Origin of the sequence: Streptomyces sp. NPDC006265 (assembly GCF_040613555.1) — a bacterium.
Lineage (GTDB): Bacteria > Actinomycetota > Actinomycetes > Streptomycetales > Streptomycetaceae > Streptomyces.
This window is the reverse complement of sequence record NZ_JBEXSH010000534.1, coordinates 1-6,271: the sequence shown is the minus strand read 5'-3', so window position 1 is coordinate 6,271 and position 6,271 is coordinate 1. Positions and strand designations below refer to the sequence as shown.

Annotated in this window: 8 protein-coding genes; all 8 read left to right on the top strand. The window is 69.8% G+C overall.

What is annotated here, in order from left to right:
- A partial coding sequence (locus ABZ281_RS33000) for a hypothetical protein (protein WP_356661495.1) occupies positions 1–235 on the top strand: 235 nt, incomplete at its 5' end.
- A complete protein-coding gene (locus ABZ281_RS32995) occupies positions 219–1,652 on the top strand; it encodes a DUF1254 domain-containing protein (RefSeq protein ID WP_356661493.1) in 1,434 nt (477 codons plus the stop codon). The genes ABZ281_RS33000 and ABZ281_RS32995, both read left to right, overlap by 17 nt.
- An 11-nt stretch (positions 1,653–1,663) precedes the next feature.
- Positions 1,664–2,341, top strand: a complete 678-nt coding sequence (locus tag ABZ281_RS32990) for a GAP family protein (protein WP_356661491.1) — start codon at positions 1,664–1,666, stop codon at positions 2,339–2,341.
- An 11-nt stretch (positions 2,342–2,352) separates the two neighbouring features.
- Entirely contained in the window at positions 2,353–4,035 is a 1,683-nt protein-coding gene (locus tag ABZ281_RS32985; protein ID WP_356661489.1) for a SulP family inorganic anion transporter, read from the top strand.
- A 30-nt stretch (positions 4,036–4,065) separates the two neighbouring features.
- On the top strand, positions 4,066–4,203 hold the full coding sequence (locus tag ABZ281_RS32980; RefSeq protein WP_356661487.1) for a hypothetical protein: 138 nt from the start codon (positions 4,066–4,068) through the stop codon (positions 4,201–4,203).
- A 290-nt stretch (positions 4,204–4,493) separates the two neighbouring features.
- Complete coding sequence (locus tag ABZ281_RS32975) at positions 4,494–4,643, top strand: hypothetical protein (protein ID WP_356661485.1); 150 nt, start codon at positions 4,494–4,496, stop codon at positions 4,641–4,643.
- 371 nt (positions 4,644–5,014) lie between these two features.
- A complete protein-coding gene (panD, locus tag ABZ281_RS32970; protein WP_356661483.1) occupies positions 5,015–5,434 on the top strand; it encodes an aspartate 1-decarboxylase in 420 nt (139 codons plus the stop codon).
- 39 nt (positions 5,435–5,473) lie between these two features.
- Positions 5,474–5,818 (top strand): GNAT family N-acetyltransferase, encoded by a 345-nt coding sequence (locus tag ABZ281_RS32965; RefSeq protein ID WP_356661481.1) that lies wholly within the window; start codon positions 5,474–5,476, stop codon positions 5,816–5,818.
- Positions 5,819–6,271: the final 453 nt, after the last annotated feature.

The window sequence follows — 6,271 nt, the reverse complement described above, 5'->3', positions numbered from 1 at the left end:
GGCCTTCGCGGCCGGCAACGACGACGTGGACGTCGAACTGCTCCGGTCCGCGCGGTTCGCCCTGCTCGTCGTCCACGACGACGACGTCCGGGAGTACGCCTACACCGACTGCGCGGAGCGGGCACGCGCGACGGCCGAGAGGTCCGGCTGGACGACGGTCAGCGTGAAGGACGACTGGAACGTGGTTCTCAAGGAACGACTCACTCAGGAGGAACCCAATGCCCCACGTCAGTGACGCCCCCAGCCCGGGCACATCACCCGAGACCCTCGCGTCGATCGTCTGCCCGGACCGGCTGGAGACGGTCTTCGGGGCGTTGGACTTCTTCGACGGCATGCCCTTGCCCGGCGCGGTGACCCGCAGCTACGACACGCTGGATCTGCTGCGCGGGATCGAGGCGTTCCTGAACTGCGTGCCCGGCGCCTCCATGGTGGCGATGCGACGCGGACTGCGGAGCGTAGGCATCGACTCCCGCACCATCGGCTACACGGCCCCGCGATGCACCTCGGCACCGGTGGTGCTCACGGGCAACACGGAAACCACCTACGGGATGACCTTCCTGGCGCTCGACGAGGACGGTCCCACCGTGATCGAGGCGCCGGGGAACTCACTGTGCATCGTCAACGATCTGTGGCAGCGCTACGTCACCGACATGGGCATCGCCGGGCCCGACAAGGGCGAAGGAGGCAAGTACCTCTTTCTGCCTCCGGGGTACGAAGGTGACGTCCCCGACGGCTACTACGTCGTGCGGCCGGCGACGTACGCCTCCTGGGTGCTGTTGCGCGCGCTGGGGGGCACGGAGAGCCTGCTCACGGCACGGATCTACCCGCTCTCGGCCGCGGCGGACCGGCCCGAGCAGCGCTTCGTCAACTGGGCGGAATCGGACTTCAACACGATCCACGCCAACGACTTCTCCTTCTTCGAGGAGATCGACACCATCGTCCAGGCCGAGCCGGCCGGCTCGCTCGACCCCGAGCGCGCCGGTCAGCTCGCCGCGCTCGGCATCGTGCGCGGCAAGCCCTTCCAACCGGACGACCGTATGCGCTCGATCCTCGACACCGCCGCCAGGACCGCCTCGGGCATCGTACGGACGCTGGCCTTCAAGCCACGCGACCCGGGCTTCTACTACTACCCCGACAGTTCGTGGAAGACCCCGTTCCCCACGCACAGTTACGAGTTCCTGTCGGCGGAGGGCGCCCGCCTGCTGGACTCCCGGGCGGTGTTCTACTACTTCGCGGCCGCCTCCTCGCCGGCGATGGTGACGGCGCCCGTCGGCACCGGATCGCAGTACGCCTACACGGCGGAGGACTCCGCGGGCGAGTGGCTCGACGGCGGACGGCACTACACGCTCACTCTGCCGGGCGGCATCCCGGTGAAGAACTTCTGGGCGGTCAACGTCTACGACCCCCAGACCCGGTCGCTGCTGCGCACGGACCACCCCTACCCGAGCGTCAACAGCCAGTCGGAAGGCGTCCGGGCCGAGAGCAACGGCGACACGGTCATCCACTTCGGCCCCACCGCGCCCGAGGGCCGGGAGGCGAACTGGGTTCAGACCGTACCCGGCAAGGGATTCTTCGTGATGCTGCGGCTCTACGGCCCGCTCGAAAGCTGGTTCGACAAGAGCTGGCGGCCGGGCGAGATCGAACCGGCGTGAGGTAGGCGGCCGTGGGTGAGGCGATCGGTCAGATTCTGTCCTACGGCGTCGCCGTGGCGCTGAGCGCGTTCCCGATCATCGGTGTGGTGCTGATGCTCGCCACCCCCAGGGCGCGCTCCAACGGGCCGGCGCTGCTCCTGGGCTGGATCCTGGGCCTGGCCCTGGTCGGCACGATCGTGCTGCTGGTCTCCGGCGGCGCCGGCCCGAGCGACCAGGGGCAGCCGGCCGACTGGGTCAGCGCGCTCGACCTGGCGCTCGGCGTACTGCTGCTGTGGGTGGCGGTGAAGGAGTGGCGCGGCCGGCCGCGCGGCGACGAGGAGGTGACGTTGCCGAAGTGGATGAAGACGGTCGACTCATTCACTCCTGTCAAGGCGCTGGCACTGGGGACGGCACTGTCCGCCGTCAACCCGAAGAACCTGCTGCTCTCGATCGCCGCGGCGTCGGCGATCGCGCGCACGGACACCGCCGCCGGCGCACAGGCCGTGGCACTGGCGGTCTACGTGGTGGTCGGGGCGCTCGGGCCCGGAACGCCGGTCGTGCTCTACTTCGCCCTCAAGGAGCGTTCGAAGCACATCCTCGACGGTCTCAAGCTCTGGATGGAGCGCAACAACACGGCGATCATGGCCGTGATCTGCCTGGTCTTCGCCGCGAAGCTGGTGGGCGGCGCCATCAGTGATCTCTCCTCCTGATGAGGGCGAGCATGCCCGGGCTGTTCCCCTCACTGCGGGGTTACCGGCGGCAGTGGCTGGGGCGGGACGCGCTGGCCGGGATGACCGTGTGGGCGGTTCTCGTGCCCGAGGCGCTCGCCTACGCGACGATCGCCGGCGTCCCGCCCGTCGTCGGCCTCTACGCCGCGCCGGCGGCCCTGATCCTCTACGCCGCCTTCGGCAGCTCCAGACACCTGGTCGCCGGGCCCATGGCGGCGACGGCGGCACTCTCGGCGTCGATCGTCGGTGAGGCCGCGGGCGGTTCCGGCGTGCGCTTCGCCGCGATGACGGCGGCCCTGGCCGCCACGGTGGGCATCGCGGCCCTCCTCGCCGGACTGCTGCGTCTCGGCTTCCTCGCGAGTTTCATCTCCGAGCCGGTGCTGAAGGGCTTCATCGTGGGCCTGGCACTGACGATCATCGCGGGCCAGCTGCCGAAGCTCTTCGGTGTCGAGGGCGGGTCCGGGAACTTCTTCGAGAAGATCTGGGCCCTGATCGAAGACCTCGGCGGCACCAGCGGCTTCACCGCCCTGGTCGGCGTCGGCAGCCTCGCCCTGATCCTCGTTCTCAAGCGGGTCGCCCCGGGGGTACCCGGCTCGCTGATCGCAGTGGCGTTGGGAATCGCCGTGGCCGCGGCCTTCGATCTGGAAGACCACGGAGTCGATGTCGTCGGCAGCATCGAGGCCGGTCTGCCCTCGTTCGGCTTCCCGGATGTCTCGGTCGGCGACCTGGGCGGCCTCGCTGCCGGAAGCGTCGGCGTGATGCTCGTCGCCTTCGCCGAGGGACTCGGCGCGGCGAAGAACTACGCCGCCCGCGACCACTACGAGGTCGACGCCAACCGGGAGCTGATCGGGCTCGGCGCCGCGGGCCTGGGCGCCGGTCTGTCCAGCGGCATGGTCGTCAACGGCAGCCTCTCGAAGACCGCTGTCAACTGGTCGGCGGGCGCACGCACCCAGCTCTCCGGGATCCTCGTGGCCGCCCTGACCGTGGTCACGCTCCTCTTTCCCACCGGCCTCTTCGAACAGCTCCCCGAGGCGGTGCTCGCCGGGGTGGTCATCGCGGCGGTGGTGGAGTTGGTCGACCCCCACTCGCTGGTCTCCCTCTACCGCGTCTTCACTCGCAGGCTCGGCCAGGCCTACGGCGTCGCCGCGCGGCCGGATTTCATGGCCGCGGCCGCGGCGATGCTCGGGGTGATGGTCTTCGACACGCTGCCCGGCCTCTTCATCGGCATCGGCGTCTCCCTGCTTCTGCTGCTGTACCGCTCCTCGCGCCCGGTCATCAGCGAACTGGGGCGACTGCCCGGGAACGGACACTTCGCCGCACTCGACCGACACAGCGAGAGCCGCAGGATTCCCGGAGTGATCGTGCTGCGCGTCGAGGCCGGCATCTACTTCGCCAACGCCGAGCGGATCCGGTCCGAGGCCCGAGGGGCCGCCGCCCGTGCAGGGGTGACGGCGGTCGTGATCGACGCCGAAACAGTTCCCTTCGTCGACGTCAGCGCCGTGCGCATGCTCGACAACCTGGGCGAGGAACTCGAGGATCTCGGAGTCCGGCTCCTGCTCGCCCGCGACGTGGGCCAAGTGAGGGACGTGTTGCGCACCGCCGAAGCCAGGACGGAGCTGAGGCATGTGTATCCCACGGTGCGGGCGGCGGTCGACGCGGCCAGGACCGGCACATGACTGAGCATGAGAGGAGGGCAGTCTTCGTACATGCTCCCGGCGGACGGCTTCGCGGCGGTTCGCTTCGTGCAGATCGCGCAGGCAAGACGCTTGCTCGTCGCGGCGCACGAGCTTGTGGAAAGCCTTCGAGCCGAAGGCATGCCGATGTACAGCGAGCACCGCCCTTGACCTGTACAAAGCAGGCAGGGAGCCGTCTTCCAGGAGTTCACCATGCGGCGCACCATGTTCAGGTCCAAGATCTAGCGTTTGGGTGTTTCCACAGGTCAGAGACTTGATGGCCCCGCTCGGGTCAGCAAACGGTCAGCATCGGGCGCGGAAGCGTCCCAGCTTGCTGACCAGGTGGCCGCCATGACAGGGGACCTGGACACGGATGCCTGGCTCCCGCTTGGGGCGTTCGCTGCGCTACTCGACAACTCGTCCGTGGGCTCCGTTCGGGAGCGAGGCGGCGTGGCTAATGGATGCCGGTTGCCCCCTCCGGCCGCTACCGCGACCTCGCCCGCCCCGGTGTCCTTCTCGTCCACCGCGCCGGCGCCATGGGCTTCGGCTTCGGCACCGTCGCTATTTCCGACACCGAGACCGAAGTCGCACCGCGGCGGCCCTCGGCGTGACCTGCTGCGCTGGGTGCGCGGATTCATGACGAGAACGCCTGAGAGGCGGTCATCGCGCTCAGCCTCAACGCGCAGACCACGGGCGGGACCATAGGGGACAGTGACGGACGGTCGCGCTGCCGGCCGTTTGTGGACCATTCGGAGATACGCCACGCCGGCCTCTTGGGACAGACTGGGGTTTTCGGCAACAGGGCCACGTCCAAAGCGGCTCGGCAAGGGCCTGAGCAATCGTCAGGAAGATCGGTAGTGGGTGAGTGTGAGTCCTCGAACACCTGCCGACAGCTGACCGAACATGCCAATCCATGTACTCTCCGGAGATCGCCCTTGACCTGCAAGAGCAGGCAGGGAGCAGACAAACCGGGAGTTTCTTCATGTTTCGTACAGTATTCAAGTCCAAGATCCACCGAGCCACCGTCACCCAGGCCGACCTGCACTACGTGGGGTCCGTGACCATCGATGCCGACCTGCTCGACGCCGCCGATCTGCTGCCCGGCGAGCTCGTGCACATCGTGGACATCACCAACGGCGCCCGCCTGGAGACGTACGTCATCGAGGGCGAGCGCGGATCCGGCGTGATCGGGATCAACGGGGCGGCCGCCCATCTCGTCCACCCCGGCGATCTGGTGATCATCATCAGCTACGCCCAGGTGACGGACGCCGAGGCGCGGGCACTCACTCCCCGGGTCGTGCACGTGGACCGCGACAACCGGATCGTGGCCCTGGGCACGGACCCGTCCGAGCCGGTGCCCGGCTCGGACCAGCAGCGCAGCCCGCAGGCCGTCGGGGCCTGACCGCGAACAGAAGGGCGCGAACAGAGGAGGAGCGTGTCGATGAGCGACCCGGAGATCCGTGACGACCGGGCGGCGGGCAGGCTGGAGGCCCTGTCCGGCGGTGAAGTCGTCGGCCGCATCGAGTACTTCGTGCTCGAAAGCCCCGAGCGGGCGCTCGTGCCCGTCCACACGATCGTCGAGCCGGCCCATGAGGGCAAGGGCATCGCCGGTTCGCTCGCGCGCGAGCTCTTCGCCCTCGCCGGCCGCGAGCACAGCGCCGTCGCCTCGCTCTGCCCCTATGTCACCAAGTGGATCGAACGCCACCCGGACGAGGCCCAGCCGGCCGGTCAGGACCTGCTGACGGCGGCGAAGGACTGGCTGAGGGCCCACCCCGGCCGCTTCTGAACCGGGCCGCCCCCGCCACGCGCACCTCCCCAACCCCGCTACCCCCACCTGGTCCCCTCCCGTCCTGCGGGGGAGTGACTGCCGAGGCGGGGGCCGGGTAGGCGGGGAGTAGTCCAGAGCCGGAGTCGTCCCACTGGCTGGAGGACCTGATGACGAACCCGATTCCCGACCCCGTGCCGCCGGCGCCGACACCGGGCCCGGATCCCCAGCGCCCGGAGCCGCACCCCGACCCGGTGCCGAACCCGCAGCCCCCGCCGGGCCCGGAGCCGACCCCGCCCCCGCCGGCGCCCACCCCGCCGCCGGGCCCGACCCCGCCGGCACCCCCGGGCCCCGACCCCGTGCCGGGCCCCGACCCGTCCCCGATCCCCCCGGGACCGGACCCCGTACCGAACCCGGAACCGGGTCCGCCCCTGTCCTGACCCGGGTACGCGAACGGGGCGGTGGACGGCATCC

Bases quoted from the DNA above. Each gene is read 5' to 3' on its own strand.
- ABZ281_RS32995 (WP_356661493.1), top strand. From the start codon at position 219: ATGCCCCACGTCAGTGACGCCCCCAGCCCGGGCACATCACCCGAGACC.
- ABZ281_RS32975 (WP_356661485.1), top strand. From the start codon at position 4,494: ATGCCGGTTGCCCCCTCCGGCCGCTACCGCGACCTCGCCCGCCCCGGT.
- panD (WP_356661483.1), top strand. From the start codon at position 5,015: ATGTTTCGTACAGTATTCAAGTCCAAGATCCACCGAGCCACCGTCACC.
- ABZ281_RS32980 (WP_356661487.1), top strand. From the start codon at position 4,066: ATGCTCCCGGCGGACGGCTTCGCGGCGGTTCGCTTCGTGCAGATCGCG.
- ABZ281_RS32985 (WP_356661489.1), top strand. From the start codon at position 2,353: ATGCCCGGGCTGTTCCCCTCACTGCGGGGTTACCGGCGGCAGTGGCTG.
- ABZ281_RS32965 (WP_356661481.1), top strand. From the start codon at position 5,474: ATGAGCGACCCGGAGATCCGTGACGACCGGGCGGCGGGCAGGCTGGAG.